This window comes from Oceanispirochaeta sp. M1 (genome assembly GCF_003346715.1).
Classification (GTDB): domain Bacteria; phylum Spirochaetota; class Spirochaetia; order DSM-2461; family DSM-2461; genus Oceanispirochaeta.
Window position 1 is genome coordinate 1 of the sequence record NZ_QQPQ01000006.1, and the last position, 26,085, is coordinate 26,085.

The following is a 26,085-nucleotide window of genomic DNA, read 5'->3' on the forward strand; positions in this document are numbered from 1 at the left end:
TATTGTTCATGAAAAAAGATATCTGGCTATGGTTGAATAAGCCAAAACCAATGGCAGAATCAATGTTTTTTTCAGATGGTCAAATGGGGCTGTTTTTATGAAGCAATTTTATCTTGGACAGCTGTGATAATATATAATAAAATCGAAACCATCCCGGAGGATCGTTAGTGAGTAATATTGTTTATATAGGAACAAGTATAGATGGATATATTGCAGACAGAAATGGGGGGCTCGACTGGCTGGAGTCTGTTCCGAATCCGGATAAGGATGACATGGGCTGGGCTGAATTCATTGATAGTATTGATGCAATCCTTATGGGCAGAAAGACCATGGAGACCGTATTAGGGTTCGGGGTCGGCTGGCCGTATGAGAAAAAGGTTTTTGTATTAAGCAATAGCCTCAGCACACTGCCCGGTGGTTTAGATAATCAGGTGGAGCTTGTCAAAGGGAGTCCTGTTGAAATTATATCAAGGCTTAATGCAGAGGGGTATAAAAATCTATATATTGATGGTGGAAGTACAATCCAGAGTTTCCTGGCAGAAGATCTCATTGATGAAATGATAATCACAAGAATCCCCATATTGCTTGGGGGGGGAGTGTCTCTTTTTGGATCACTTCCAGAGCATCTTATGTTTGAACATATCTCAACACAGACTTTTCTGGGTGAGCTGGTTTCCTCCCGTTACAGAAGGAAACGATAGATGATTTTGGCCTTATAGAGAGTGGTGCTGAGAGATTATTCTCATAGATTCTGAATTACTTACTGTAATACATAATAGTAAAGGCCTTTACCACCTCAGTTCCTGAATTACTGTAGTGATGCTTTCTATGACCTTTCAGGTGAAAAACTTCAGCTTCGGCGGCAGTGTATTCCTTATTTTCCAGATGCAGAGTCAAAGATCCGTTACAGATCATCACGAATTCTTCAACACCTTCAAAGTGTGTAGAGTCTTCGGTTATACAGCCGGGTTGATATTCATTGAAATAAAGTTCAAACTTCTTATCTTCATCAAAGTCCATCAGGGGATTGAAGGTATAACTGTCTCCATGGATGCTGTTCTTCTCATTTATTTTATATATGTCAGGGCTGTCCTTGTCCGAGCCTGTCAAGAAATAATTTAGGGGCTTTTTCAGACAGTTGGCCAGATTCCAAATTGTAGTGATCGAAGGATTCCTGATTCCTCTTTCAATTTCACTGATCATGCTCTTACTGACATCCGAACCTTCTGATAATTGCTCTATTGTCATGGATCTGTGTTTTCTGATGTTCTTCAGGTTTTCACCTATGTTTGTATTTATCTCTTTCATGGTCCCGCTCTCTGCTGATTTATAACTTGCCAAATCCTGGATTAATCTGTACATTCGATATAACGATCAAATATCTACAATATCGTTTTGTGAATATTCGTTCTATTTTATCATGAGATAACAATAGAAGCAAAGGAGAGTTATATGTACAGTTTCAAAAATGATTATTCAGACGGTGGTCATCCGAAGATACTTAAAATGATGAGTGAAACCGCTGGATTCCAGGATGAAGGTTACGGAGAGGACAGCTATAGTGAGAAGGCCCGGGCTCTCTTAAAAGATCAGATTGGGAGTGAAGAGGCTGATATTCACTTTATTGTTGGCGGTACATTGACTAATCTTGTAGCAATCTCTGCTTTTCTACGTCCTCATGAGGCTGTTATTTCTGCAGAATCGGGTCATATCTATGTGCATGAAACAGGGGCTGTCGAGGCAACTGGACATAAGGTTTTTCCTTTGAATTCTGATGATGGGAAAATAGTCCCTCATAAGGTCAGAATGGTAGTACAGGAACATCATTTTGAGCATATGGTAAAACCAAGGCTTCTCTATATCTCTCAGTCAACAGAAGTCGGTACTATCTACAGTCTGGATGAACTGAAAGAACTCAGAGCACTATGCGATGAACTTGGGCTTCTTCTCTATCTTGACGGTGCCAGACTCGGTTCGGCTCTCTGCTCTGCAAAGAGTGATATGAGCCTCAAGGATATAGCAGCTCTCTGTGATGCCTTTTATATTGGCGGAACAAAAAACGGTGCCCTTTTCGGTGAGGCCCTGGTTATCTGTAATGATACCTTGAAATCGGATTTCAGATATCTAATGAAACAGCGTGGTGCCATACTGGCTAAGGGTCGATTCCTGGGGCAGCAGTTTCAGGCCCTGTTTCAGGATGGACTCTTTTTTGATCTGGCAGAACATGCCAATAAAATGGCTGCAAAATTGCAGAAGGGCATTGTTGAAGCCGGTCATGAGCTTAAGTTTACATCATATACAAATCAGATCTTTCCTGTCCTTCCTGAAAGAGTTGTCTCTGAGCTTGAAGAGAAATACCATTTCTACAGATGGGAAGAATCTGAAGATGGAATGATCACTGTCAGACTGATATGTTCATGGCAGACAGAAGAGAAGTATGTTGATTGTTTTTTAGATGATCTGAAAAAGTAATAGGGATTCAGCTGATAAGAACAATGCTATTTTTGATTCTTCCGGTACTGACTTGGTGATATGCCCATATGGTTCTTGAAAGAACGGCTCAGGGAGTAGATGCTTTCATAACCGGTCAGTACTGCAATTTCTGAAATTGTTTTATCCGTAGTACTGATATACTTCATAGCCTCGGTAAGGCGGCTTTCGAGGATGAAGCGTCCTAAAGTAATACCCATTTTTTCTTTGAAATGACGTCTCAGATAAGTTTCTGAATAGCCGAGCTCGGTGCTCAGTTCTATTATTGATATTTTTCTCTTTTTATAAAGCAGCCAGCAGATCCTCGATACTATGGGTGAGCGGTCATAGGCATCATGAAGAAGATGAACAGTCTTCAGATCAAGGTTCTCCTTCAGGTTACTGAGAATTACAGCAAGCCGGTATGTCAGCTCATTTCCCTTATTCTCGTGATACAGGGATGTCGCCCTCTCGAGTGCATCAACCTGATCCTCCCTGTATGGCAGACAGAGATTTCTCATTGATTGCAGAGGTAGGTCCTCCTCCATATCAAATGTGATGAAAAGCAGGGATAGCTCCTTCTGTGCATCATTCAGAAAGCGGTGATATTGATATGGGAAGATGAGAATATATTGTCCTTCCATCAAAGTAGAGAGTGAACCGTCAATCATCAGCCGTATGACATCCCCGCAGTTGAAAATAAGAACATGGCGATAGTGGTGGTTGGTATCTATCCCAAGTTCTTTTTCTTTGAATCCATTTCTGTAGAAGATAAGAATATTCTGAGGTGGACTGAATGTTATCTTTCCAATCCCTTTGTAGTAATCATGCGGAGTCTTCAGTTTCCGGGCCTGCTGAATAAGTGATCCATAATTCATATCTAATTATTGTGCCGGAAATGATAAGAATCAATCCGTTTATGTTATTTATTTATCATATTTTATATTGGATTATATTTATACATGAATTTGTGATCAGGGAGTTTGAGTATATGAAAAAGATCAGGGCAGCAATTATAGGAGCAGGAAACAGGGGCGTGGATGCTTATGCACAATATGCAGAAAAATTCCCCCATGAACTTGAAATTACATCTGTTGCGGAGCCGAGAGAGGAACGCCGCAAAAACTTCTCCAGCCGTTTTAAGCTTGATGAAAGCAATGTTTTTTCTGACTGGAAAGAACTTTTGGATGCTCCGAAAAAAGCTGATTTAGTCTTTATATGTACTCAGGACACAATGCATGTACAACCGGCAATTAAGGCGATGGAGAAAGGGTATCATATACTTCTTGAAAAACCGATTGCTGTCACCAGGGAGGATACTCTCCTGCTGCTGGAATCTTCAAAAAAATATGATGTATCTATAGCAGTGGCTCATGTTCTCAGATACACCCCCTTCTTCTCGGCGATGAAAAGGCAGCTGGACTCCGGTGTAATCGGAGAAATACAGGGGATCTCCCATAATGAGAATGTAGGCCACATCCATTACTCCCATAGTTTTGTAAGAGGTAACTGGCGAAATAGGACTGAGTCTTCTCCCATGATCCTGGCCAAGAGCTGCCATGACATGGATATTCTGCTTTTCCTTACCGGTCAAAATTGTAAAAAAATATCTTCATTCGGCTCCCGTAGAGTTTTTCTCCCGGAGAACAGACCGGCAGGAGCTCCGGATCGCTGTCTGGATGGTTGTTTCCATCATGCCGAATGTCCTTACTATGGACCAAAGGTTTATCTGAATGGTAACACCGACTGGCCTGTCAGTGTACTCACTACCGACCTTACAGTTTCAGGAATCAGTAAGGCATTAAAAGAAGGTCCCTACGGTCGATGTGTATATGCCTGTGATAATGATGTTGTGGAGCAGCAGGTTCTGAATCTTGTGTTTGACAATGGCATCCCTGCAACATTCACAATGAGTGCCTTTACCAATGAGACCTCCCGAACAATCAAGATCATGGGAAATAAGGGAGAGATCCGCGGGAATATGGAAAAAGGGGAAATCAAGATCTATGACTTTGAGACATCTGAAGTCAGTACTGTCTCTCTATATGCATCTGAAACAGGTCATGGCGGAGGAGATGATGGCATTGTCAGGGAATTGATTCTTCATCTGAATGATAGAACAAGGCCTCTGACAAGTTCTCTTGAAAAGTCTGTTCAGAGCCACCTTATGGCTTTTGCAGCTGAAGAAGCTATGCAGACAGGGAAGCTGATCGAGCTCTGATGCCTTCAGATTTTTCTGTTATCAAGAATATCAGCTTTTAGAACAAGCTGTGTTATGGGCATTTCAGGATCTTTGATTAATCTCAAAAGAAGAAGGGCTGCTTCTTTTCCCATCCTCGTTATCGGTTGAACAACGGAAATATCACTGTATTGTTCTCTGTTGCTGGTAACGATTGTAGCCGTAAGGCACTCCATGTTTAAATGTTGAACTATTTGTTTACCTGCATCAAGGAGTTGCTGGTTAATACCAATAACGGCCGAGAAGGGACCCCTTTCTTCAATTTCATGATAAACGGCATCAGACAGTTTATTGTTGAGATATAGTTCTTTCTCATTAACAACTAATTCATAGCATGAAAACTCAGAATCCCCGGTAGAGTAGATATCAAGAATCCCCTGGACCCGTTCATTTGAACTTGTTGCATCAAAGCCATTAACAAGAAGGATATTCTTGAGATTTTCACTCTTTAGCAATTCAGCCAGAGACCGGAAAATTTCTCTGTTATTCAATACTACCCGGTTATCTTCACGATGGATAAGGAAACGATCTACAAGAACATATGGAATTTTCCTGCTTTCCAGAAGCGTTATAACCTCATTGTTTGTATGGTCAGCCCTTGGACCTAATACCGGAGTATATATGAGACCCTTGATCTGGGCTGTGGTGATGAGTGATCGTATTTGGTCAACTATGGATTCACCTTCCTGATAAGTGTTGCAATAGACCGTGTGATAACCGTTTTCCCATAGACCTTCATGGATACCCTGAAGAATGTGTGATGCAAAAGCAGGAGTGTGGTTATCTACGGCAACAACAATAAACCCTTCATTATTCTTATCGCCTTCTATTTTTGTTTTATCTTTTATTGAAGCTACAAAAGTTCCCTGTTTCCCGGTTTTATATTCCAGCAAGCCTTCTGAAACAAGTTCTGCAAGAGCTCTTTTTATAGTCAGACGGCTGACATCATGAATTTCTGCCAATTGTCTTTCAGAGAAGATTTTGTCACCCGGGTTCCAGAATCCTTCAGCAATTTGTGCCTTTATAGTTCTGCAAATCTGCTGATATTTAAGCTCTTTCATTGTTAGCCTCATGAAGTGGTAGTACCAATATAATGAAAGTATACCACTTTTTTAAAATAAAACAAGCTAAACTTAATTGAGACAGTGTTTTACTGCCTCTTGAAGGTTGAACATATCTAGTATTATGATTTTTTATATAAAATTCTCTTGACAAATGAGCAAAGCAAATCAAGAATGGTAGTACCAAATCACGATATGGTTATACCAAAGGAGTGTTTTAATGGCTAAGATGAATAAGGTTTTCATGCTGGGGTTGATTTTCTGTGTTGCAGGATTTTCCCTTTTCGCTGGTGGACAACAGGATGCAGCTGGTGACGGTGCGGTTTCTCTGACTTTTTTTGAGACAATGACAAGCCCCGGAAGAACAGCAACAATACAGGGCATTATCGATGACTATAAAGCGGCTAATCCCGGTGCGGAGATCAATTTAATTTCTCCCCCCTACGAGCAGGCTGACAACAAATTGACATTGATGCTGACTTCAAATCAGGATCTGGATGTAGTAGAAGTAAGAGATCATACTATTAAACAGTTTGTTAATAATGGCAAACTCATGGATCTCAGTGGGTATCTCAAGGACTGGGATGAAGCAGGAGACCTTCTGCCTCTGGCTAATTCAGCTGCCAGAACAGTTGATAATACTCCCTACCTGATTCCTCAGTTTTTCTTTGTAAAGGCTCTGTTTGTAAGAACTGACATCCTTAAACAGTACGGTTATGACACGATGCCTGCCACAATGGAAGAGATGTATGAAATGGCAATTGCAATTTCCGGTGAAAATGCAGCTCAGTTCGGGTTCGGATTCCGTGGAAAAGGAAGTTCCTTCAAAATCTCTGATGTTATGATCCTTTCTGATCTTGATAATATCGATCCTGCCAATGTTTACAAAACCTCTGACGGGAAATTTTCTTTCAACAATGATGTTGCAAGAGAAGCTGTTGCAAATTATGTAGATCTTTTCAGGAATGCAGTTCCCTCAGATGGTATTAACTGGGGCTTTAATGAGCAGGTAAATGCCTTTATCTCAGGTACAACACCCTTCCTTATTCAAGACCCTGATACTGTTGCACTGGTTAATGAACAGCTTGGAGAAGAAAACTATACTGTCATTCCTATTCCTGTAGGTAAGAGCGGTAGATCTTATCTGGATTACGGTTTTGCCGGACTGGGTATCCCAAGCTACACCAAGAAGGCTGACGAAGCATGGGATTTCATCTCTTATATGACCGGTGCCGAAAAGAATGCTGAGTTCTGTAAAGCATACGGACCTCTACCCATTCACGGTGCATCATACGCTTCTGATCCCTATTTCAGCTCAGGTGTTTACAAAGCATGGGAAACAACAATGTCTGATACAGATACTTATTCCTTCATCAAATACCCTCTGGATTCTCCCAAATACCCAGGTTGGGCACAGGTCCAGGAACAGTATATGCAGTCACTTCTCATTGGAGAAATCACAGTTGATGAAGCCATTGCTAAATGGTCAGGATACTGGGAATACTGATTGCCTGAATCTATCATCAAAATAATTTAAAATAATTCAAAAGGGCGTTCCATATTTAATATTGAACGCCCTGATTTATGAAGGAGATTTCATGATTTCCGAGCGCAATACACACAGGTTTATGCTTGTACCTGCCGCTTTGCTGCTAATCCTTTTTATTTATCTTCCAGTTCTTAAAGGTGCGACAATGGCCTTTCAGAGCTATAATATGTTTGACCTTTCAAACCTGCATTTCAACGGATTCGAGAATTTTATAAATGTGATCACAAATCCTGATATCAGATTCCTTCAGATCCTTGGAAATACCCTGGTCTGGGTTGTGGGTTCTCTGGCCCTTCAGTTCCTCCTGGGATTCCTTCTGGCTATGTTGATGAAAGATCCTTTCAAGGGCCGGGGCCTCTACTCAGGACTTGTCTTTTATGCATGGGCACTTTCCGGTTTTGCCATAGGGCTCACCTGGGCCTGGTTATTCAATGGGCAATTCGGATTAGTGAATGATATCTTTATCCGTTCGGGGATATTGAAAGAGCCTGTGGGTTTTTTATCTTCCCCCAGACTCGCCATGATCTCGGTGATTATAGCCAATGTCTGGTACGGTATTCCTTTCTTCGGCATTATGCTCCTTGCAGCGCTTCAGTCAGTTCCCGGTGAACTCTATGAGGCTGCAACAATTGACGGAGCCGGAAGGTTTCATCAGTTATTCAGTGTAACTATCCCTTATATCCGTCCCACTATTATCAGTACAACACTGCTCAGGACAATGTGGATCATTAACTTTCCGGATATTATCTATGCGATGACCAACGGCGGACCGGTAAACCGTACAAATATCCTTGCCACACAGATGATTAATAAAATATTTAAGGAATACGATTACGGACAGGGTGCGGCAATCGGTGTCATTATTATGGTTTTACTCTTCGCATATGCATCTTTTTATCTGAAAATGAGTTCCAGAAAGGAGGGGGATGTATGATTAAGAAATCTCTTCCTGAAAGGATTCTCCGGACTTTAGCTCTTCTACTGTTTCTATTACTGGCTATCGGACCCCTGTACTGGATCTTTGTTACAAGCATCAAGGGACCTAAGGAAATATATACATGGCCTCTTCGATACTGGCCTGAAAACCCGACTCTGGAGAGTTACAGGAAACTGTTTTCTTTTTCGAGTTTCGGCCGATATTTTCTGAATTCAATAACCATCTCTCTCTGTGCATCTTTTGCGGCAATGATGGTTTCTGTTTCAAGCGGTTTTGCTCTAAGCCGTTACAAGGTAAAAAAAGTGAAGGGGCGGCTGCTTCTGTCCCTCTATTTCACTCAGACAATACCTACATTCATCCTTATGGTTCCTCTGTTTACCACTCTTTCAAAGATGGGTCTGATCGACAGCCTCCCAATGCTGGGGATTGTCTATGTGGCAACAGTCGTAGCCTTTTCCACCATAATGGCCAAGAGTTTTTTTGACCGTATTCCTGCAAGTCTTGAAGAGGCCGCAATGATTGATGGATGCAGTACAATGCAATCTCTGTTTCATGTCATTTTACCCGTAACTCTGCCAGGTATGGCGGCTATATTCAGTTTTGCATTCATCAATATCTGGAATGAACTCTTCCTGGCAGTAATGCTGCTCTTTTCTGATGAAAAAATGACAGTTCCCGTAGCCTTGAACTCCTTTATTTCTAAAGCTGGAATAAGTTGGGACGTCATGAGTGCCGGAATAATAATAGCTCTTCTTCCAACTATGCTTGTATTCGGAATAGGTCAGAAATATATTGTTGCCGGATTAACCGAAGGGAGCGTAAAGGGATGAGCCTGATACCTGATACAATTGATAATATTACAGCCATTCTGCATCACCAGGGAGAGGAAAATCAGCCATTCGGTGCTGTAAGCCCTCCAATTTTTCAAAGTTCTATATTTTGTTATTCATCCTATGATGATTTTCAGAAGGCCCTGGCTGATGAGAGTAAAAGTTTTTTATACAGCAGGGGAAACAATCCGACTGTCAATCTTCTCGAAGATAAAGTAGCTGCTCTTGAAAAAGGGGGCAGGGCAAAGCTTGTCTCCTCGGGGGTTGCCGCCATGACTATGGCTGTTTCAGCTTTCCTGAAACAGGGAGATCATATAATTGCTGTTGAAGACTGTTATACCTGGACCAGATATCTGGCTGATACCTATCTGAAGCGTTTCGGAATTGAATGCACATTTGTAGAGGGATCCTGTCTTGACGATTTTGAACAGGCTGTCCGCCCTGAAACAAAAATGATTATTCTGGAGAGTCCCACCACCTTTACCTTTAAACTGCAGAATCTGAAAGAGATTGCCTATTTTGCCCGGGGTAAAGGGATTAAAACGGTGATTGATAACACATGGGCAACTCCGCTTTTTCAAAATCCCCTTGACATGGGAATTGATATTGTAACCCATTCTGTTTCCAAGTATCTGGGAGGCAACTCGGATGTTGTCGGTGGAATCATAATAGGAAGTAATGATGATGTTAAGAAAATATTCAATGATGAATTCCTTGTAAACGGACCGGCTCCCGATCCAATAATGGCCTGGCTTGTTTTGCGCAGCCTCAGAACCTTACATATTCGTATGCCTGTTCATTTTGAGAATGCAAAGACTCTCTGTGGTTTTCTTGCGGATCATCCAAAAGTGGAGTCTGTCCTATATCCTTTTCTTCCGGAATTTCCCCAATATGACCTGGCCTGCCTTCAAATGAGGGGCGGATCCGGTCTGTTCTCATTCAGATTGAAAAGTAGATATCTCGAGGATATTAAACGCTTCACTAATACTCTTAAATACTTTAAAAGAGCCGTCAGCTGGGGTGGATATGAAAGCCTTGTTTTTCCGGCTGCTGTAAAATGGGATGATAATGACGAGATCCCTGATGATCGTATATCTCTGATCCGATGCCATGCAGGTCTGGAGGAGAGCAGTATGCTCCTTGATGATCTTTCCAGGGCTCTTGATGTGGTATAGTCCGGATGCTCTATAAAAAAACCGAAGCAAGAATCAGGCAGTATCTCTCTTTCCTTGATTCCAGAAAATACACTGAACTCCGGGATGAGAACGGCAGCGCGATCACCCTGGACTGGGAATATGGGGTGACTGATACTATTTTTCGTCAGGTACCTGATGATGCCGAAATTTCATGGAATTCCATCTCAGCATTCCCTTATGCATGGGGTGAGGAAAACAAGACCTGGTGGTTCCGGGCTCAATTTGAAAATACAGAAGGTGTTCCAGTCAATGATATTTTTCTGAGGGCCGACACTCAAACTGATACACTGGTTTTCCTCTCAGGGATTCCGGCGGGTGCTTTGAATCCTTTTCATAAGAAACTCAGGCTGAATGAAAAATTTGAGGAAGATGGCAAAATAGGTTTTGCTCTTGAAGCCTGGGCGGGCCATCTGTTTCCGGGATACCATCCTGATGACGGCCCCCGGGTTATGACCACTGTGGCAATGAGGCAGAAATCCTATCCTCTAATATTTGAAGAGCCTCGGCTTCTTATTAAAAATGCCCCGGTCTACGATCTTTATTATAATGCTAAGGTTCTCTTCGAGACAGCGTCTCTTCAGGAAGAGGGCAGTCTGCTGAGAACCCGTCTATATGGTGAGTTGTTCAAAGCTCTTATTCAGCTTGATTTTACATCAGGGGATGAGGATCTATCTACTAAATGTCTGGACCTCGGAAATAAAGTTTCATCTCTTTTAGAGCGTAAAAATGGAACCCTGGCACCCAGAATTTTCTCTCAGGGGAATGCCCATCTGGATCATGCCTGGCTCTGGCCCCTATCAGAAACATCCAGGAAATGTGCGCGGACCTGTGCCAATATGGCCTCTTATCTGGAAGAGTTCCCCGAATTCAGATTTTTGTTTTCACAGCCCGTACAGATGCTTGATCTAAAGGAAAATTATCCGGATATCTTTCTGAGGGTCAAAGCTGCTTTTGACAGAGGGCAGTGGGAACCTAACGGAGGGATGTGGGTCGAAGCAGACTGTAATCTATCGGGGGGAGAATCTTTAATCAGACAGTTTCTTATCGGGCGTCAGACCACAAGAGAGCTCTTTGGATATACCTCTGATGTGTTGTGGCTCCCTGATGTTTTCGGTTATACAGCCGGATTGCCGCAGATCTTGAAGGGCTGCGGTATCAGGAGATTTATCACAAGCAAAATCAGCTGGAATGATACAACCCGTTTTCCCTATGATCTATTCCGCTGGGAAGGGATAGATGGTACAGAAATCCCGACTCATTTTATCACAACGGCCTATGAAGGGAGAAATAATCCCGAGCAGATCCTGGAGTCCTGGAACAAGGTTCAGCATAAGGAGTGCCAGGAGAGTCTTTATCGTTCCATCGGTGAGGGTGACGGCGGTGGTGGAACCATGAGATCTGATCTAGAAATGATGAGAAGGATGAATGACCTGCAGGGACTGCCGCGGAACAGCTGGTCAGGACTATCGGAATCTCTGGATGAAATAGGAAAGAATGAAGAAGAACTGCCGGTTTTCAGGGGTGAACTGTATCTTGAACTTCATAGAGGGACATACACCACCCAGGCCGGAATTAAGCGTTTCAACAGAAAACTTGAATATAAAATACGTGAACTTGAACTGAAAGAGGTTCGTCTCTTTCTCCAGAACTCTGAAGAGGGCAGGCAGGTCATCGAAAAACATAAGGATCAGCTCAGAGAGTGTTGGAAAACTCTTCTGACAATGCAGTTTCACGATATTCTTCCTGGAACTTCCATACGTCAGGTCAATGTAGAGGCCCTGGAGCAATATGGAAGGCTTGAAGAAAGGATGGATGAACTCGGGAATGAGACCGATGAGGTCCTTATCTCTGATAAGGAATCAAAAGAGCTGACTTTTTCTAATTCCCTTCCCTTTGACAGAATTACCACCCTCAGAGTTGACAGTAATAATGAGGGCTCCTCCTTTCCCGTTCAGACCTTGGTTGATCAGAATGGTAAGGATTATACGGCAGCCAGAGTGTCTCTGAAGGGCCTGTCTTTAGGGGGGGCTGATAATCTTTGCAAAGATTACATCTCCGAAGAAGAGAGCCCTGTGCTGCAGGATCATATGATCCTGTCACCCTATTATTCTATAGCTCTTGATAATGAGGGAGGATTTTCCTCCTTCGTGATGAAAGAATCGGGAAGGGAGCTCATATCTCCAGATCGCTCTTTTAATGAGTTTCTCTATTGTGAGGATTTTCCGGTTAACTGGGATGCCTGGGATATTGAGGAAGATTACAGGTTGAAGGAGAGAAGAATCGGAACCCTGTTAAGCCGTGAAGTTCTCTCATCGGGTAGCCTTTGCCTGCAGTTACGTCAGGTTCTGGATATTGGAGACTCATCCCTTTTAACACAGGATATTTTCTTTTACGCCCACAGTCCCAGGATCGATTTTATCACTACTGTCGACTGGCAGGAGAGGCACAGGCTTCTGCGGGTGGATTTTCCGACATCTTTGAATTGCCGGGATGCTCTTTTTGATATTCCTTTCGGATATGTTAAGAGAGACAGTCATACGAACTATAATCAGAATAGAGCTCAGTTTGAAGTCTGTGCACATAAGTGGGCAAGGATTGCAGATACCCGTATGCAGGCGGCAGTTCTTTCTGACTGTAAATACGGTTACCGTGTTGACGGGGGATCAATCTCTTTGACACTGCTACGTTCTCCTTCGGCTCCCGATCCTGAAGCGGATCGGGGTATTCATGAGTTTACATACTCTTTTTATCCCGATGAGAGTGACGATATTTCTGCAGTGATAAAAGAGGGTTGGGATCTGAACATACCTGCCCAGTCACTCGGGATAAGTAGATCAAAACTGTTTCAAGACCCATTATTTCACTTTTCATCGGATGATATAATGGTGGAATCCCTGAAGATCGGTGAAGATGGGGATTCGGTAGTCCTGAGAGTCTGGGAGACTAAGGGTGCTCCTCTGCATACAGTGCTGAATATCAATCATTTTTTCAATTTCAGCAGTTACTGTATTACAAATATGCTGGAGGACGAAATTTCAGGATCTGAAACACTGAGTTCTGAGTTAATTCTTGATTTCAAGAGTTTTGAGATAAAGACAATTAAATTTTACAGATAAATTCCCGGGTTTCACTCAAATGAAACCTTCTTCCCGGTCTCCCATGCCTCACAGGCAGCAAAAGCCATATAGTGACTCAATGCAGACACTGATGCGGGAGACTGTGGATCGGAGCCTTTCAGTACATTGAACCAGTCATCCATGAGGGCAGAGTCTGCACCGCTGTGCCCCAGAGCTCCTGAATCAAAACTGTAAGCTTCAGAGGGGCTGCCGTCATGGAATGTCAGACTAAGCTCATGTGTATTGCCGAATTTGGCATCCAGGGTTCCTTCTGTACCGTCAATACGGAGAGTTCTGCCTTCCTCCCGGCTCATACCATGGAGGCGAAATACTGCACTTGCTCCTGAATCAAATTCTATAATACTTTCCCAGTGCTCGGGCTGATCATTATCGCAGCGGTAGACACAGCGGCCATAGGGACCTGTCTCCAGAGCCTTCCTGACTCCCCCCGGGCTGAGGTCATCACTGATTGTACTTGTGGGCCAGTCTTTCCAGAAGTGATATTTTTTTAATATCGGAAGGTTCCGTGATAAATCCGGATAGTGGTACATTACTTTACCTGCTAAACCAAACAGGCCCGGGAGGCGGGAAAGTGCCAGTTTCATGGATCTTCCGTATAGATAGGTTTTTTCAGCTTCAAACTTACAGGAAGAGTACTCCGGGCAGGAAGGAGAGCAGCGTTCAGGTCTATCGAGATTCTCCACAAATACAGATCTTTGTGCTGTACTCAATATAGAGGCTGCATTTCCGGGCATCATCCATTGAATAAGATCCAGATCGTGACAGCTCTTTGCGAGAATCAGGGGAGATGATTCCTTGCTGTTTCTCCAGTTCCCCCTGACATAGGAGTGTACATAGTGATACCAGGATACATTCTCCGCGTGATACATGGACTGTATCTTTCCCAGGCTGCCTGAGTCACAGATGTCCTTTATTTTTCTGAATAGAGGGTCATAGCGAAGGACATGACAGACAGTCAGAGTTCCTTCGGATTTTTCTGCAGCCTTCTGAATTTTTTTGATAGAATCAATATCCACGGCCATGGGTTTCTCAAGCAGTACATGGTAACCCTTTTCAAGAAAAGCCTGAGCAGGTTCAAGGTGTTGATTATCCTGAGTTGAAATAATAACAGCATCAGCTTCTATTCCGGCAGTCAGCATATCCTTCCAGTCTTCAAAACACTGTGATTCAGGAAGTTTATGTTTATCTGATAAAATCTCTCGTCTTGAGGGGATGGGGTCTGCAAGAGCAGTAAGTTCCATTGAACCTGGATTCTGTCTGATCCACTTCATATAGCCCTGTCCGCGATCTCCGGCTCCTGCCAGCATTATTCTGTATGGTTTTAAATCTGTATTACTCATGGCAATATGCTAAGACTCATTGGGATATTTAGCAATTATTTTTTATCAGATTTCATAGACATAAACAGGGGCGTAGAGTTTGGAACCTGCATATTCTACCCTTACAGGGGTCCACCCCGGCATGGCAAAGGCAATAGATATCAATAAACAATCTTTGGGGTGATCTGTCTCAAATCGGCGGCGCAGTTTTTTCATCACAGCTCCCGACAGATAGCAGACATAGATTTCCCGGTTCTTCAGTTCTCTTTTTAGAAAATTATTTCTTGAATAGCTTATGTTGGTGTATCCTGAAATAATCGAAATATACCTACTGTAGATATAGGGGATAAGGGAGAGCTCTATTGCCTCAATGTTTCGGGACGGGTAAGTGCGGGATAGAGACCGGGCAGCACCACCCCAGCCTGAACCAAGTTCAACAATGGTTTTACAGCCCTTCAATCTGGGATCTTCAGAATAATCTTCTAGTAATTGCAGAACAGTTTTCCTCTCCTTCCGGGATGATGGCATGGGAACAACAGTGGATATCATACTGTAGAGCAGTATGAGTATCAGAGTCAGAAGTGTCAGTGAAAGAGTGATAAGTAAAATAATCATGGTAATTATTAAAATAACAGTTAATGGAATCACAGGACAGGGGATTGTGAACCCCGGCATATGATGCCGGACTGTCGGGCACGTCCCTGATACAAAAGCTGAAACAAATTCGCCCGAATATTTGAAAAAGATTAAATTTTCCAGTATTTTATTAATATACCGGAGGTCGCATTAATTTATGAAACTTTACAGTAGGAACCAGGTGGTTCTTTACTCATTGGGAACAGCTCTTGTAGCCTTTCTATTATTGTTCGGATTCGGAGTTGTCTCCTTTTCATTTGCACCGGATTCCGGAGACGAAGGGGTGAGTGAAGAATTTGTAGAGACAGGCATAATTTCAACACAGCTTAATCCCTCAATTGCATCAACTGTTGTCAGCAGCGGAGCGTACTCCGAGGATGAACTGACCAATATCCGGATTTATGAAAAGTACAATCGGGCTGTAGTCAATGTCACCACTGAAGTTGTGGGGTATAACTGGTTTCTTGAACCCATTCCTCAGGAGGGATCTTCAGGTTCCGGGTCTGTCATAGATAAGAGAGGCTTTGTGCTGACCAATAATCATGTTGTGGATAAGGCCTACAAGGTTTATATAACCCTGGCAGACGGTTCCCAGCATGAGGGAGAAGTAATTGGAACAGATTATGAGAATGATCTCTCTGTTCTGAAATTTGATCCCGGCGACAGAGATCTTGTGACTATCCCATTTGGAACTTCAGATATGCTCAAAGTGGGGCAGAAGGTTATTGCCATTGGTAATCCCTTTGCTTTTGATAGAACACTTACCACAGGGATTGTTTCCGGTCTGGGTCGTCCCCTTAAAAATCAGTCGGGTCTTGTTATCCGTGATATGATTCAGACTGATGCTTCAATCAACCCCGGTAATTCGGGCGGTCCTCTGATCAATACAAAGGGAGAGATGATAGGAATCAACACCATGATCTATACGCCCTCAGGCGGATCTGTTGGTGTGGGTTTTGCCATTCCTGTGGATACAGCACGACGGGTTGTTCCCGATCTTATGAAATACGGTATGGTACAGAGAGGTTGGATTGATATTGTTCCGGTGCAGCTGTTTCCTTCTCTGGTCCGTTATGCTAAATTGCCCATCTCCCAGGGGATTCTTGTCTCCAGGGTTATCAGTGGCGGGAATGCGGAAGAGTCCGGTCTGAAGGGTGGGAAATCCAGTGAGTCTGTAAGAAGCGGCAATTCGGTAATCTATCTTGGTGGTGATATCATCACTGGAATAAATGGTGAAAAAATTGATACTCTTTCTGATTTTTACGGAGCCCTTGAAGCAACAAGTCCCGGTGACAAAATAGACGTGGAAGTTTTCAGAGACAAACAGTTAAGAACAATGCAGCTTGTTCTGTCAGAGCGTCCTTCAAATCAGTAAATAAAAAAAATGATTACAAAGCCTTCAGACTGAAGCATGCTAAACAGGCCGAAAGGCCGCGGAGAAATATGGAAAAATTCAAGGTTGTAGCTCCCTTTGAACCTGCGGGAGATCAGATTGAGGCTATAGATAAATTATCTCAGGCCTACCTGAACGGAGAGAAGAGAGCCACCCTCAAAGGTGTTACGGGTTCCGGGAAAACATTCACAATGGCTAAAATTGTTGAGAATATTCAGAAACCCACTCTTGTTGTCTCCCACAATAAAACTCTTGCAGCCCAGTTGTACCGGGAATTCACGGATTTCTTCCCGAATAATGCAGTTGAATATTTTGTCTCCTATTACGACTACTATCAGCCCGAGGCTTATGTGCCTTCCCGGGATCTCTATATTGAAAAAGACTCTTCCATCAATGATGAGATTGACAGGATGCGATTGTCCGCCACCATGAGTCTTATGGAACGACAGGATGTACTTATAGTCTCTACTGTTTCCTGTATTTATGGTCTGGGGAATCCTTCTTCCTACAAAGATATGCGGGTTCAGCTCCTCAGAGGTGAGAGCTACAACCGGGATGATATTATCCGCAATCTGATCTCCCTCCAGTATGAGAGAAATGATATGGTTCTGGAGCGTGGCAAATTCAGGGTTCGCGGGGATGTTATGGAGATCTATCCAGCCTACCTGAAAGAAGCTTACCGGGTCAGCTTTAATTGGGATGAGATAGAGAGCCTCAAGCGCTTTAATCCAGTATCGGGAGATATTCTGGAAGTTCTGCCCATGTGCACAGTCTATCCAGCCAAGCACTTTGTGATGCCCGAAGACAGAATCCACCAGACCCTGGATGACATCCGTAAGGAGATGGTTCAGCAGGTTGAATTCTTTGAGGCAGGAGGACAGATCGTAGAGGCCCAGAGACTTAAAACCAGAACAGAGTATGATCTTGAGATGATGGAGGAGATGGGGTACTGCTCGGGTATTGAGAATTATTCCCGTCAACTCTCGGGTCGGGAAGCAGGGGAGCGTCCTGAGGTTCTTCTAGATTATTTTCCACCTGACTTTATGACCATCGTGGATGAATCCCATGTCACACTGTCACAGATCAGGGCTATGTATGAGGGTGACCGTTCAAGAAAGACAAACCTTGTAAACTTTGGTTTCAGGCTTCCCTCGGCTCTGGATAACAGACCTCTGATCTATTCTGAGTTTGAAGATTTCAAGAAACAGATGCTCTATGTCTCCGCCACACCGGGTAAGGAGGAGATAGAGAAATCCTCACAGGTCGTTGAACAGGTTATCCGCCCTACAGGACTTCTGGACCCCAAGGTTGAGATAAGACCTACAGAGGGGCAGATAGAAGATCTCTATGGTGAGATTCGTAATAGAATTGATCAGAACGAAAGAATCCTCATCACAACTCTGACTAAAAGAATGGCCGAGGATCTGACCGACTATCTCTCAGAGCTGGGACTGAAGGTTAACTATCTTCATTCCGAGGTGGAGACTATCGAGCGTGTAGAGATCATCCGGGACCTCCGTCTGGGTAAAATTGATATTCTTGTGGGAATCAATCTCTTAAGAGAAGGCCTTGATATCCCTGAAGTCTCTCTAATTGCCATCATGGATGCAGATAAGGTCGGTTTTCTCCGTTCTACCACCTCTCTGATTCAGATCATCGGCCGTGCTTCCCGAAATGTACGGGGGCAGGTCATCATGTATGCCGATAAAGAATCAAATGCCATGAAAGAAGCCATTGCCGAAACCAACAGGCGCCGTGAGATTCAGCAGAAATACAACGACGATCACGGCATAACACCAGCCTCGGTAACGAAGGCTGTACAGGATATACTGATCCGCAGGACGGATGGGAAGAAGAAAGCTGAGGAGATGAATGTTCATGTGATGAAGGAGAATGTTAACCTCCTTGATCCCAAACAGAAGAAGAAACTGATAAAAGCCCTGGAGAAGGAAATGCTGGAGAAGGCGAAAAATATGGAATTCGAAGAAGCAGCCGTTCTCAGAGACGAGATTGCCGAACTTAAAGGTGAAAAGTCCTGATGCGGATAATAATCAAGATACAGAACCTGCAGATTATAAGGAAACTCATTCTTCTACTCATATTAAGCATGCTGATTTTTTCATGCACCCCCGAAGAGGAAATACCCGATTTCTCCATGCCTGCCACCCATATCATGGAAGGAACAAGCAGCTGGGGTGTAGTGAATGTCTCTTATCTGAAGATCTGCCGGGAACCGGCGGATGATCAGCATATCGTCACAACCCTCCGACAGGGTGACCTTGTTCAGATTGAATCAGTTCATTACATCCGTGAAGAGCGAGATCAGAATATATGGTACAATATCCGGAAAGATAAATTTCAGGGCTGGGTCAGAGAAAATTCTCTGGACAGTTATTCCACCATGGAAAAAGCAGAAACCGCTTCAAAGGGACTGCTTCTTGAATAAAGCCGGTAATAATCTCTTTTCCCACTCAGGGAAGCTGTGGTAGGTTAATTTTATGAGTGTCCCAAGTATAAAAGAAAATCTGGATGAAATCCGGAATTCAATAGAGAAGGCTGCAGCACGTGCCGGCAGAGCCTCGTCTGAGGTCGAATTGATGGCCGTCAGTAAAACAAAACCCCTGGAACTGATTCAGGAGGCCTATGATGCAGGTCAGCGTCTCTTTGGAGAGAACCGAATACCCGAAGCAGCCGAGAAATTCGCACAGCTTCCCGATGATACGGATCTTCACCTGATAGGGCATCTGCAGAGCAACAAGATAAAGATTGCCGTTCCGGCTTTTGACTGTGTTGAGTCTGTAGACTCCTTTGAGCTTGCAAAGAAACTTGCAGTAAACTGTGAAAAAAGTAATAAGGTCATGAGAGTTCTCATTCAGCTGAAGACTGCTGAAGAAGGTGGAAAAACCGGATTCAGTTCTGAAAAAGAGATCATTGAGGCTGCCGGCTGGTTAAGAGAGCAGAGCAGCCTTAAGGTGGAAGGGCTTATGACAATAGCTCCTTTTACATCTGATGAGACCGAAGTCCGCACTGCATTTGCCCAGTGCCGAAACCTTCAGGAAAAATTAATGTCCCTCTATCGGGATCAGGATTATTCCTGTTTATCCATGGGGATGTCTTCGGATTTTGAATGGGCCATACAGGAAGGATCAACGCTTATCAGAGTGGGTACTGCAATCTTTGGAGGTCGATTCTGAAGCAGATCTTAATACGACTTACAGGAGTATTTCTGCTGTTCCTCTTTTGCCAGGGGCTCTTTGCCCAGGAGCAGGAGATTAACGGACCGCTGAAAGAACCTCTCCCTTATCAGGATGTTGAGTTTCCTCAGTGGGCTCATGATGTAAGGCGTTATGAAGTAATCATGTTCGGTTCCTTTCCATTGACCTATATACTGTCATCCCTTGTTTATGAGACAGTGAATCTGATAAGTACAAATGGCAGTGAAGACTTTTCCCTCTATTCAGATAAAAGCCAGGATGACATTAAAATCCTTCTTATTTCCTCTGCATCCATCTCTGTGGCCATTGCAACAGCGGATCTGATTATCGGGAAGATCAAGAAGAATAAACAACGAAAACAGGAATATACAGAAATCCCGGGGGAACAAATTTCGGGAGAAGAAGAAACAAAATGACTAAAGACAGTAAAGAAATTAAAGTAGAACTCCCGACGGGAGAAACAGTCAGGGCCGATAGATATATTTCCGGTCTGGAATTAATGAAACGCAGCCAGTTTGATTCTCATAAACTGCAGGCTTTTATGGGTGGAAAGGAGATTAAACTCTCCAAAAAGCTGAGAGACGGAGATCTTCTGGAAATCAGTTGGGAGACTCCCGATGAACCTGACTACAAGGCTGAGAAGATGGATCTGGATATCGTCTATGAGAACGATGAGGTTCTGGTTCTCAATAAGGCTCCGGGAATTGTAGTCCATCCCGGTGCAGGTAATTACAGTGGCACCCTGGTACAGGGGCTTCTCTATTATAATCAGCAGTTGGGAAATCATTTCGAGGATGACCCTCTCAGGCCGGGTATTGTTCATCGCCTTGATAAAGACACCTCAGGGTTGATTATTACGGCAAAGAATCCTGAATCTCTGGAGACTCTGTCGGAGCAGTTCAGAAACAGAACAACAGAAAAATACTATCTTGCCATCATTAAGGGGAGACTTCCCCGGCGTACCGGGGATATTGAAACCTTTATTACCAGGGATGAGAAGAACAGAAAGAAGTTCAAAGTTCATGAGACAAAAGGGAAGAATGCAATTACCCGCTACAAGGTGCTTAAAGCCTGGGAACGTTACTCTCTGGTGGAATTGAAGATCGAAACAGGCAGAACTCATCAGATCAGGGTACATATGCTCTCCATGGGCTGTCCTATTCTGGGAGACAGCATCTATGCCCGTAAGGATAATATTATGGGTGATGTAGGCCTGATGCTCCATTCATGGAAACTTGGTATCGTGCTTCCCGGTGAGACTGAAATGCGTCATTTCGAGGCGCCCAGACCTTCTCGTTTTGATGAGGTCATCGCCCATCTGGATCAGATGGAAAAAAGCTGACCTGGACCCGGTCAATAACGGCCGGGGTCAGCCCAGTTCTTTCTCATATTTTCTGAAAAGATTTCTCTCGGCCTTGATTGTTGTGGGCGGACCGTGTCCCGGCAGCAAAATCCCATGGTCATCTCTGGAAAATATTTTCTCCTCCAGTTCCAGATATAGGACCTCCCGGCTTACCTGATCTGGAGTTGTACCAGTCCTTCCAGCTGAGAGTATATCTCCTGTAAAGAAGAAACCTCCCACCTTGTAAACCAATGAATCATCGCTGTGTCCCAGGACGGGGAGGACCTCGATATCGAGTCCCGACATATTGTAAATTCCCCCTTCAAGCACATTGCTGGCTGTACCGTCCAGGTCGTCTACAGCCGAATGGAGCCTGGCGTCATATAGTTTCAGCAGTGTTTTTACTCCGCCGTAGTGGTTCCAGTGACTGTGGGTAATGAGAATATCTTTGATATAGTAGTTATGATCCTCTATCAGCTTCAGCAGAGGGACATCCATCTTTCCGGGGTCGATAAGGATGGCATCTCCCTCGTTTCCGGCTGCCAGAAGATATGTGTTGCTGAATCCCACAGCGGCAAAATGATTATATAACTTCATTCTCTGTTCTCCGTTTGAAAATAGGCTTCTTCCACATTGGAATAGCGCATGCTGACTCTTTTGAGACGGGCCAGGCAGAAGTCTACTCTCTTCAAGTTGCAGTCGATAAACTTTACATCCTTGAGAGATGCGGCGACAAAGCGTGAATAGTAGAGATCAGACTCGCTGAAATTACAATGTCTGCATTTAATCCTGTTCCAGTTGACCGACACAAGATCTGATCCCTTCCAGCTGGATTCAAGGAGAGCCGATTCAGTAAAGACGCAGTGAATCATATCAACGTGTTCCATACTGGTATAATTAAAAATTGAATCATCAAAGAAAACCATTTGAAAACGGGATCCGTCAAAGCTGCAGTTATCCCACTGTGTATGGTGGAAATAACAGTTGATAAAATGCTTGTTCTTCAGATCCAGATTCTCAAAATTAAGACCTGGAGCCTTTAGATCCCTGATTACATCATGGGATTGAAGGTAGGAGATTATTTCCTCTTTGTAGGCGCCGCCTCTGTGCTTTTTACAGAGACGGGAATCCTCACTTTTTGGATCATTACAACCGGGCCAGACACAGAATTTTAGATTGAACATATAAAATTTGTAATTTATTGCCTTTTTTTTTACAAGGGGTTAAGATCCGATTATGAATAAATGTTATTTCTGCGGAGCCGAAAGTTCGGGAAAAATATATAGAAACACCCTTTGTGCCTCATGCGGAAAAGATCTGAAGGTCTGTCTCAACTGTATTCATTACAATCCACAATCAAATAATCAGTGCCGTGAGCCTCAGGCTGAACGGGTGAGTGATAAAAATCGGGCCAATTTCTGTGATTATTTTGAACCTTCAGGAAAGGGCGGATCGGGAAAGGGTGCCGAGAAGGCTGCGGAAGCACGCAATAATCTAGAGGACCTTTTTTCCTGATGTCAGTTCTTTTCTTTATGGATTCCGGGTTGGGAGGCCTTCCTTATCTTCAGTGGATCCGCCGGAAAAGACCCAATGATGAAATCATATACCTGGCAGATAATGCCGGTTTCCCTTACGGTGGGCGAAGCCCTGAGTTTCTCAGAGAGAGACTCACAACTATTTCCAGATATATTATTGACAGATACAATCCGGAACTGATGGTTATTGCCTGTAATACGGCATCTGTCACCTCACTGGATGTTCTGCGGAATCGCTTTACTGTCCCCTTTGTGGGAGTGGTTCCTGCGGTCAAACCTGCTGCCGAGAATAACGGAGATGGTGTGATCGGTGTTCTGGCGACAGAAAGAACAGTAAAGGGAGAATACCTCCAGGCTCTCATCAGACAGTTCGCCCTTGATCAGGATGTAGAGACTCTGGGAGCCCCGGATCTGGTGGATTTTATTGAAAACCGTTTTTTTGTAACTGATGATGAGGCCATATTTTCAATTCTGGAACCTTATCTCATACATATTGAGACCCATGGCTGGAGCACTCTTGTCCTGGGCTGTACCCACTTTATCCTTCTAAGACCCTGGTTGGAGCGCTGGCTTCCCTCATCAGTCAATATTGTGGATTCTACTGAAGGAGTAGGGAGGCGGATACTCTCTCTCCTTGATACCATTGAGTCAGCTGCAGATTCCTCTGTGCCGGCCCCTGTTAAAACAGAGACGGGGACGGGTGTTTTTCATATTACAGGAACAGGCTATAATGTAGATGTCTATAAGGCAGCCGCCCGGCGCTACGGCCTCGACTTCGCGGCATTAGAGGAGATTGAATGAAAGGACTGGTTCTCTGGGGGATCAATAATATTTTTACTGTCAAAGGTCTGGAAGACGGCATTCAGAGAGAGTGCCGGATCAAGGGTAAGAAGATGGATTTTGAGACTCGCTTCTATAATCCCCTGTCTGCAGGTGATCTTGTGGAGTTTGATGTTATAGAAGGGGAGGAACATAGAGCCCTTCTTCTGAGCCGTTATGACAGGACAAATTATTTCGCCCGCTGGAACAAGAAGGGGCGTGCTCTTCAGACCCTTGCGGTCAATATGGAAACCCTCTACTGCATAGTGTCTCCAGAATCTCCCCCCTTCAGACCGCGTTTTATTGACAGGGCTCTGATTCTTGCAGAACAGGGACACCTTGATGTCGGCATTATTTTGAATAAATGCGATCAGAATATTCCTGACTGGGTTCAGACCCGTCTTGAGGATTTCAAGACCATGGGCATTCCGGTATTTTATACCTCCTGTGAAACAGGAGAGGGAATAGATTCTCTTAAAGAGGAGATAAAAGGGAAGACAATCGGTTTTGCCGGACAGTCGGGTGTTGGAAAATCCACCATACTGAATCTTCTTATTCCCGGAGCCGATCAGCGGACAGCTGAAGTTTCTGAAAAAATGTGCAGGGGTAAACACACAACAAACTTTGCAATAATGATTCCTCATGCCGATGAATCAGGATATATTATCGATACACCGGGAATTCGAGATCTTCTTTTATGGGGAATCGAGAGTCCCGATCTGTCCCACTGGTTCCCTGATTTTCAGGATCTGGAGGAGGACTGCACCTTTAAGGGATGCCGCCATCTGCAGGAACCGGGTTGTTCAGTGAAGAAAGCTGTCGAGGAAAATATTATTAATCCCGACCGCTATGAAAGCTATTCCAGAATGATGACTGAACTCATGGATAATGAACAGAAATATTGAAATCTCATGTCTGCTTTTGAAGTGGATGTAGAGCTTATCTGTTTTTATTGACAGTTGAATAGCAGATGTTTTTTATGATATATGAGAAGGAATTGAATATGAAATCAAAATTACTACGGCTTTTCATACTTTTTTTATTGAGTTTATTTCTCTCATCATGTCTCAGTCTTACCAGCGGACTCTCTCATCAAAATTCTGGTGCCGGTAGTCTCAGTCTTGAATACAGACTGAATAAAAAGGCAATAGGCATACAGAAAGATTCAATTAACAGCAGTAATCTTATCCCCCTTCCTCTCAGTCGGAATGATTTTGATGAAATGACTGCCCAGGCTCCCGGTATCACACTCCGTTCTTTTTCTGAAACAGAAGACAGTGATTATGTCTATATTGAGACAGAAGTAAACTATGAAAGTCTTAATGATCTAAGCAGTTTTCTGGGCTTTCCTATTGAGTTCAGCAGCAGCGGAAACTTGGATACTTTAGTATTGAAAATTTACGAAGCCGAGGCAGCTGTCAGCAGTGATACCCAGTCCATTCTGGATTCTGTATTTGTCGATGATACCCTCAGCTTTGAATTTAGTTTTCCCCGTAATGTAATAAACAGCAGCTATGGAGCTGTAAACGGAAGAACTGTAACATATGAAATATCTCTGCCTGACGTATACAGACAGAGTGGTTTTATATGGACCCTGGAATGGTAGAATGTACCATCCTAAAACAATTGAGTGGGATAGAAAGCTAAAGGGTATCTGTGACCGTATAGATTACTGGCTGGAAGAACATTACGGCGGTATGTATCCCTTAAGGCCCAATCGGCCTGAAAGAGGGATGACAGCCAATCCGGAAATGGACGGTCTGTTTAATGTTCAGACCTTGTTTACACCGGGCTATACCAGCGAAACCGGCCGGGGTTATCTGGTCGAGATTGAGATGTCAACACTGGATGATGTGGACAAAAATATTAAAAAAGAGATACAGGACATTGTCCTGATCAAGTTTAAAAATGAATTAAAACGTGAATTTCCTGAAAGAATACTGGACATTGGTATGGATGGGAATATGATTAAAATATGGGGCGATTTGAATTTAGGCTCCTTATAGCATATTTTTTAATATCATATTCAGTTTTTTTCTAAAGAGGGGGATATACCTTTGTCTGATAATAAAAAGCTTTTTATTAAGATCTTTCGTGTTGAGCTTGAAGAAACAAGCACAGACATTGCCTTGCTGGTCGATATTTATAGAGATCGGTATCAGAGCCGGGAAATCACACATTATGTACAGCAGGAGAACGAAGCTCTCCTGGAAAGAGAAATCCATTGTCTTGAGAAGCTTGTTCCTGAATTGGATAAGTTTCCTCTGGATGACTATCCGGACAAGGATTCATTTATAGAGGGTCTAAGTGTCTTTCTGAAGAACTTTGTCAAAGTTAATCAGTTTCCTCAAGCTGTTTTTCTTCTGGCGGAGCGTAAACTGCAGAAAGTGGTAAAATATATCTATTAA

The 26,085-nt window shown here is 43.5% G+C and carries 27 protein-coding genes; 20 read left to right on the forward strand and 7 right to left on the reverse strand.

Features of this window, described 5'->3' with window-relative positions; genetic code table 11:
* Positions 1–167: 167 nt before the first annotated feature.
* On the forward strand, positions 168–701 hold the full coding sequence (locus DV872_RS05115) for a dihydrofolate reductase family protein (RefSeq protein ID WP_114628784.1): 534 nt from the start codon (positions 168–170) through the stop codon (positions 699–701).
* A 55-nt stretch (positions 702–756) separates the two neighbouring features.
* Here DV872_RS05115 and DV872_RS05120 read toward each other — a convergent pair whose 3' ends face one another.
* Positions 757–1,362: a helix-turn-helix domain-containing protein gene (locus DV872_RS05120; RefSeq protein ID WP_114628785.1), complete on the reverse strand. Its 606-nt coding sequence runs from the start codon at positions 1,360–1,362 to the stop codon at positions 757–759.
* A 90-nt stretch (positions 1,363–1,452) separates the two neighbouring features.
* On the opposite strand from DV872_RS05120, the gene DV872_RS05125 reads away from it, so the two are divergent.
* Complete coding sequence (locus DV872_RS05125; protein WP_114628786.1) at positions 1,453–2,472, forward strand: low specificity L-threonine aldolase; 1,020 nt, start codon at positions 1,453–1,455, stop codon at positions 2,470–2,472.
* A 26-nt stretch (positions 2,473–2,498) separates the two neighbouring features.
* On the opposite strand, the gene DV872_RS05130 is transcribed toward DV872_RS05125, so the two are convergent.
* A complete protein-coding gene (locus DV872_RS05130) occupies positions 2,499–3,347 on the reverse strand; it encodes an AraC family transcriptional regulator (RefSeq protein WP_114628787.1) in 849 nt (282 codons plus the stop codon).
* A 113-nt stretch (positions 3,348–3,460) separates the two neighbouring features.
* Here DV872_RS05130 and DV872_RS05135 point away from each other — a divergent pair, with 113 nt between their 5' ends.
* Positions 3,461–4,690 carry a Gfo/Idh/MocA family protein gene (locus DV872_RS05135; protein ID WP_114628950.1) on the forward strand — a complete coding sequence of 410 codons (1,230 nt, stop codon included), beginning with the start codon at positions 3,461–3,463 and terminating at the stop codon, positions 4,688–4,690.
* 5 nt (positions 4,691–4,695) lie between these two features.
* Here the strand turns inward: DV872_RS05135 and DV872_RS05140 are convergent, their stop codons facing one another.
* Entirely contained in the window at positions 4,696–5,769 is a 1,074-nt protein-coding gene (locus DV872_RS05140) for a GntR family transcriptional regulator (RefSeq protein ID WP_158546842.1), read from the reverse strand.
* Positions 5,770–5,989: 220 nt separating this feature from the next.
* On the opposite strand from DV872_RS05140, the gene DV872_RS05145 reads away from it, so the two are divergent.
* From DV872_RS05145 to DV872_RS05165, 5 genes are all read left to right on the forward strand, one after another.
* Complete coding sequence (locus DV872_RS05145; RefSeq protein WP_230391427.1) at positions 5,990–7,276, forward strand: sugar ABC transporter substrate-binding protein; 1,287 nt, start codon at positions 5,990–5,992, stop codon at positions 7,274–7,276.
* A gap of 91 nt (positions 7,277–7,367) precedes the next feature.
* The gene (locus tag DV872_RS05150; protein ID WP_114628789.1) at positions 7,368–8,252 is read left to right on the forward strand and encodes a carbohydrate ABC transporter permease; all 885 of its coding nucleotides are present in this window, start codon (positions 7,368–7,370) and stop codon (positions 8,250–8,252) included.
* Entirely contained in the window at positions 8,249–9,085 is an 837-nt protein-coding gene (locus DV872_RS05155) for a carbohydrate ABC transporter permease (protein WP_114628790.1), read from the forward strand. Before DV872_RS05150 ends, DV872_RS05155 begins: the two co-directional genes overlap by 4 nt.
* Positions 9,082–10,260 carry an aminotransferase class I/II-fold pyridoxal phosphate-dependent enzyme gene (locus DV872_RS05160; protein WP_114628791.1) on the forward strand — a complete coding sequence of 393 codons (1,179 nt, stop codon included), beginning with the start codon at positions 9,082–9,084 and terminating at the stop codon, positions 10,258–10,260. Before DV872_RS05155 ends, DV872_RS05160 begins: the two co-directional genes overlap by 4 nt.
* A gap of 5 nt (positions 10,261–10,265) precedes the next feature.
* On the forward strand, positions 10,266–13,397 hold the full coding sequence (locus tag DV872_RS05165) for a glycoside hydrolase family 38 C-terminal domain-containing protein (RefSeq protein WP_114628792.1): 3,132 nt from the start codon (positions 10,266–10,268) through the stop codon (positions 13,395–13,397).
* 11 nt (positions 13,398–13,408) lie between these two features.
* Here the strand turns inward: DV872_RS05165 and DV872_RS05170 are convergent, their stop codons facing one another.
* Both DV872_RS05170 and DV872_RS05175 read right to left on the reverse strand, forming a co-directional pair.
* On the reverse strand, positions 13,409–14,758 hold the full coding sequence (locus DV872_RS05170) for a Gfo/Idh/MocA family protein (protein ID WP_114628793.1): 1,350 nt from the start codon (positions 14,756–14,758) through the stop codon (positions 13,409–13,411).
* A gap of 45 nt (positions 14,759–14,803) precedes the next feature.
* Positions 14,804–15,352 carry a hypothetical protein gene (locus DV872_RS05175; RefSeq protein ID WP_147283103.1) on the reverse strand — a complete coding sequence of 183 codons (549 nt, stop codon included), beginning with the start codon at positions 15,350–15,352 and terminating at the stop codon, positions 14,804–14,806.
* A 178-nt stretch (positions 15,353–15,530) separates the two neighbouring features.
* Here DV872_RS05175 and DV872_RS05180 point away from each other — a divergent pair, with 178 nt between their 5' ends.
* The 6 genes from DV872_RS05180 to DV872_RS05205 all read left to right on the forward strand — a co-directional run bounded on the left by DV872_RS05180 (position 15,531) and on the right by DV872_RS05205 (position 21,323).
* Positions 15,531–16,748 (forward strand): S1C family serine protease, encoded by a 1,218-nt coding sequence (locus tag DV872_RS05180; RefSeq protein ID WP_114628795.1) that lies wholly within the window; start codon positions 15,531–15,533, stop codon positions 16,746–16,748.
* Positions 16,749–16,816: 68 nt separating this feature from the next.
* Positions 16,817–18,805 carry an excinuclease ABC subunit UvrB gene (uvrB, locus tag DV872_RS05185; RefSeq protein ID WP_114628796.1) on the forward strand — a complete coding sequence of 663 codons (1,989 nt, stop codon included), beginning with the start codon at positions 16,817–16,819 and terminating at the stop codon, positions 18,803–18,805.
* Entirely contained in the window at positions 18,805–19,212 is a 408-nt protein-coding gene (locus tag DV872_RS05190; RefSeq protein WP_114628797.1) for a hypothetical protein, read from the forward strand. Before uvrB ends, DV872_RS05190 begins: the two co-directional genes overlap by 1 nt.
* A gap of 52 nt (positions 19,213–19,264) precedes the next feature.
* Positions 19,265–19,960 (forward strand): YggS family pyridoxal phosphate-dependent enzyme, encoded by a 696-nt coding sequence (locus tag DV872_RS05195; RefSeq protein WP_114628798.1) that lies wholly within the window; start codon positions 19,265–19,267, stop codon positions 19,958–19,960.
* A complete protein-coding gene (locus DV872_RS26360; protein ID WP_147283104.1) occupies positions 19,894–20,397 on the forward strand; it encodes a hypothetical protein in 504 nt (167 codons plus the stop codon). The genes DV872_RS05195 and DV872_RS26360 overlap by 67 nt, the downstream gene beginning before the upstream one ends.
* The gene (locus tag DV872_RS05205) at positions 20,394–21,323 is read left to right on the forward strand and encodes an RluA family pseudouridine synthase (RefSeq protein ID WP_114628800.1); all 930 of its coding nucleotides are present in this window, start codon (positions 20,394–20,396) and stop codon (positions 21,321–21,323) included. Before DV872_RS26360 ends, DV872_RS05205 begins: the two co-directional genes overlap by 4 nt.
* A gap of 27 nt (positions 21,324–21,350) precedes the next feature.
* Here the strand turns inward: DV872_RS05205 and DV872_RS05210 are convergent, their stop codons facing one another.
* Positions 21,351–21,920, reverse strand: coding sequence for an MBL fold metallo-hydrolase (locus DV872_RS05210; RefSeq protein WP_114628801.1), 570 nt, complete (start codon positions 21,918–21,920; stop codon positions 21,351–21,353).
* Entirely contained in the window at positions 21,917–22,507 is a 591-nt protein-coding gene (locus DV872_RS05215) for a pentapeptide repeat-containing protein (protein ID WP_114628802.1), read from the reverse strand. The genes DV872_RS05210 and DV872_RS05215 overlap by 4 nt, the downstream gene beginning before the upstream one ends.
* A gap of 52 nt (positions 22,508–22,559) precedes the next feature.
* On the opposite strand from DV872_RS05215, the gene DV872_RS05220 reads away from it, so the two are divergent.
* From DV872_RS05220 to DV872_RS05245, 6 genes are all read left to right on the forward strand, one after another.
* Entirely contained in the window at positions 22,560–22,838 is a 279-nt protein-coding gene (locus tag DV872_RS05220; RefSeq protein ID WP_114628803.1) for a hypothetical protein, read from the forward strand.
* Positions 22,838–23,659 (forward strand): glutamate racemase, encoded by an 822-nt coding sequence (gene murI, locus DV872_RS05225; protein ID WP_114628804.1) that lies wholly within the window; start codon positions 22,838–22,840, stop codon positions 23,657–23,659. Before DV872_RS05220 ends, murI begins: the two co-directional genes overlap by 1 nt.
* Positions 23,656–24,582 carry a ribosome small subunit-dependent GTPase A gene (gene rsgA / locus DV872_RS05230; RefSeq protein WP_114628805.1) on the forward strand — a complete coding sequence of 309 codons (927 nt, stop codon included), beginning with the start codon at positions 23,656–23,658 and terminating at the stop codon, positions 24,580–24,582. Before murI ends, rsgA begins: the two co-directional genes overlap by 4 nt.
* Positions 24,583–24,680: 98 nt before the next feature.
* On the forward strand, positions 24,681–25,283 hold the full coding sequence (locus DV872_RS05235) for a hypothetical protein (RefSeq protein WP_114628806.1): 603 nt from the start codon (positions 24,681–24,683) through the stop codon (positions 25,281–25,283).
* Position 25,284: 1 nt separating this feature from the next.
* Positions 25,285–25,683, forward strand: coding sequence for a hypothetical protein (locus tag DV872_RS05240; protein ID WP_114628807.1), 399 nt, complete (start codon positions 25,285–25,287; stop codon positions 25,681–25,683).
* Positions 25,684–25,734: 51 nt separating this feature from the next.
* The gene (locus tag DV872_RS05245) at positions 25,735–26,085 is read left to right on the forward strand and encodes a hypothetical protein (protein ID WP_114628808.1); all 351 of its coding nucleotides are present in this window, start codon (positions 25,735–25,737) and stop codon (positions 26,083–26,085) included.